The 3,331-nt window shown below is 36.0% G+C and carries 2 protein-coding genes; both read right to left on the bottom strand.

The features are described 5' to 3' along the window. Positions 1 to 178 precede the first annotated feature (178 nt). Positions 179 to 2,734: a TonB-dependent receptor plug domain-containing protein gene (locus VIO64_RS09925; RefSeq protein WP_331917672.1), complete on the bottom strand. Its 2,556-nt coding sequence runs from the start codon at positions 2,732 to 2,734 to the stop codon at positions 179 to 181. 20 nt (positions 2,735 to 2,754) lie between these two features. Continuing rightward, a complete protein-coding gene (locus VIO64_RS09920) occupies positions 2,755 to 3,000 on the bottom strand; it encodes a hypothetical protein (RefSeq protein ID WP_331917670.1) in 246 nt (81 codons plus the stop codon). Positions 3,001 to 3,331 lie beyond the last annotated feature (331 nt).

Below are 3,331 nucleotides of genomic sequence, written 5' to 3'. Positions count from 1 at the left end.
AAGCCCATCCTCCATTGTTTTATTTATTTGTTTCTTCCCATCGTTTTTGTCACCTTCAGGCTTTCCTGCAAAAACAAATGAAACAAAAACCAATAGAAGAAGCAAAATTCCAAAAATCTTCTTTATCATATATTATTCTCCTATGAATAATTTTCTTTAACTAAATTTAATGAACGAACTAAAAATCTAACCTTATACCAAAGTATACTTCTCTTGGACTATTAAACATACCAGCAGTTAAATAGTTCATCCATTTGTACATTTCTACATATTTTGCACCATTTCTTTGTGCAGCAGCTTGTCCTTTTGCAGTACTCAAATAACCATCATCATATCCAGATCCTGTTTCAGCATATACGTTAATTTCATTCTTTGAATTGAGTAAGTTATAAATAGTTACATAGAAATTTGTAGAAACAGGTCCAATTTTTACAGTCTTATCAATGGTTAAATCAAATGTATAAGCCCATGGTGTTTTCGATGTACCATATGGTTCAATTGGAACGCCATGATGTTGTGCAGATCCTTCTGATGCACCATAATCAGATGTAGTAGGATCAATTCTTGTATATGAACGACCTGAATTAAATCTAAAGAGTAGATTCATACCTAACTGTGAAAGAATTGGTCCACCATCATTTTCACCAAATCTATAATCAATCCACATACTTCCAGAATGAGGATAGTTAAATAGCAATGGCATTAAGAATGTTGGCATCTGGAATTCACCACCATAAGTAGGTGCTTGCCAGATAAGATAGAATCTTGTACTATATCTTGTTGCTGAACCTGTACCTCTTGCATCACTATATGTATAAGATAGTTGAGCTGCTATTCTTTCAGTTCTTCTTAAGTTCACTTTCAACTCAATACCTTTTGTTGTTGAGAAGTCAGCATTTTCTAACATATAATATGATTGATGAGATGCTGTAGGTGCAGAAGGTTGGAATCCAGCTGTTACCTGATCTTTAATATCTTTGTAGTATGCAGAGATATCAACACCTAAGTTATCACCAATTTGTTGTTTGAAACCAACATCATATTGTGTTGTTTTTTCAGGTTTAATACCAAATCCGATAGGATCAGCATAAGCATTACCACCAGTAACAACACGGCTAACATAAGGTCTACCAAGATAAATATCTCTTAATTTTGATTGTTGAACAAATCTACCCCAGGCTGCATAAAATACAGTCTTATCTGTTAAAGCAAAAGAAAAACCTATTCTTGGGCTGATTGTGTTAGATGTTTCAGTCTTCTTGAACTGATCATCTCTAATTAAACCATCACTTGTGAATTTGACATTGGTTTTATCAACAAGATCCCAACCATCACTATCAATATAATCATATCTTAAACCAATATTCAATACTATATCAGAAAATTCAATCTTATCCTGAATATATGCAGCAGCAAATACTGGATGCTTTGCGCCATCAACACCTTCATCTAAGTTATTTCCAAAGAAATCATATCCATAGTAACTTGGTCTTTGTGATACAGCTATCATACCCCATGTATCATCAGGGTTACTTCTTACTTGGTTCAAAGTACCATTAGACCATGCATAGCTTCTAAATGTATATCTTGAATATTCACCACCAAGTTTTATTTCGTGTGTTACACCAATTTGGTGAGTGAAATCAAAAGTAGCACCTATATAGCTTTGCTTAACCTTTGAAAAGTTTCCTGGTCTTGTACCATATCTGTTAAATGTCCAATCCCATATCGCATAAACATTAGGATCCGTCCATGTTACACCAAGACTTCTCATAGTATAACCATATTTTGCTGCAGCAATAGAATCTCCATAAGCTGGCCAATCAAATTTATAATCTTTATCATAAGTATGCTGATAGCGATTGTAAAGATTAAAATTAATATTATAAAAAGTAGTAGATGTTAAGAAATGTGTTAACTTAATATTGCCAGTTTGTTCATAACCTTCAGTTTTAGTAATTCTATCACCATTGAAAAGATTTCCAACAAAATATCCATTATTAAAGTTAATATAACGATGAGTACCACCAATTCTTACTTGGAATGGTTTTAAATCAAGGAGAACGTTACCGTTAATTCTAAATTGATAATCAAAATCATTTTTACCGGCTATTCTTGCAGGCCAGTAAATATCTAATGTATCATGCCCACCTTGAGAATTAACATTATTATCTACAACTCCTTTTATGTTCAATTCTGGATACCAGTTAGGACTTGTAACACTTGATAAGTATTGACCAGCGAGGAAGAATCTATATTTGTTATCACCAGGGATAACTGGTCCACTTACTTGAGCGGAATAATCATTTCTTCCATAAGAATAAGTTTTCAATACTTCTTTTCCTGGTTTTGCCCAGGAGTCAGTTCTAAGTTCTACACCAACTTTGTAGTTTGAGGTACCAGTTTTCATAGTGGTTTTAATAATTCCAGAGTTCGCACCACCATACTCTGCAGAATAACCACCAGCTAATACCTGCACTTCCTCAACAGCATTAGCAATTACATAAGTACCTTCACCACCACCAAGTTTATTTGTAGTTTGTACTCCATCAACATAATACGCTACTTCATCTGGTCTACCACCTCTAATTACAATACCACTTGCATTAGCAGCATTAGAATAAACTATACCAGTTGATAAAAGAGCTAAATCTGCTACGCTTCTCAAAGGCAAATTTTTAATTTCTTCTGAAGTAATGCTTGATACTGAGCTAGTGGTATTTTTTTGTACTATTGGTCTATCAGCAGTAATTTCTATTGCTTCAACTTGTATTGCCTGCTCAGATAATTTAACATCAAGCGTTGTAGTTTGATCTGAAAATACACGTACATTTTTAATTGTTGTAGATGTATAACCTTGCCGGCCGGGATGTGGGTGCGGATCAGGGCGTTGTAGCCTTCAAGCTGGCGAACCGTGCCATTGTAAGCCGCGATCAGGCCTTCCAGCATTTCGGGAACGACGTGCTTGGGGTCGTTCAAAATCTTCTTGGGGTTACGCATGGGTTTCTCCTCGAAGGAACTCGCAAGCAGCATCCAACGATACAGGAGAGGGGACTATCCAGCCTGGCGGGTAGCCGGATCGTCCGGGGGGGGTCCTGCATCTAGTCCAAGCATAATCGCCCATCCCGGAAAATGCCAAGCGCAACCGTCCCGTTTCTGCCTGAGGATCATCCAAGCCAGGAGGAAATGTTGAATTTTGAATGTTTAATTTTTAATTAAGAATAAGGTATTTTTGTCTTTCATTCAAAATTCAAAATTAAGAATTCAACATTGTTTCCGGCGGCTGGTCAACCATCCGGTTTTGGACTATGATTGGACAGAAAATCCGTGC

It is taken from the genome of Pseudobacteroides sp. (assembly GCF_036567765.1).
Taxonomy (GTDB): Bacteria; Bacillota; Clostridia; order Acetivibrionales; family DSM-2933; genus Pseudobacteroides.
The sequence above is the reverse complement of the archived record's forward strand: the minus strand, read 5'-3'. Positions and strand labels throughout refer to the sequence as shown.

Bases quoted from the DNA above. Each gene is read 5' to 3' on its own strand.
- VIO64_RS09920 (WP_331917670.1), bottom strand. From the start codon at position 3,000: ATGCGTAACCCCAAGAAGATTTTGAACGACCCCAAGCACGTCGTTCCC.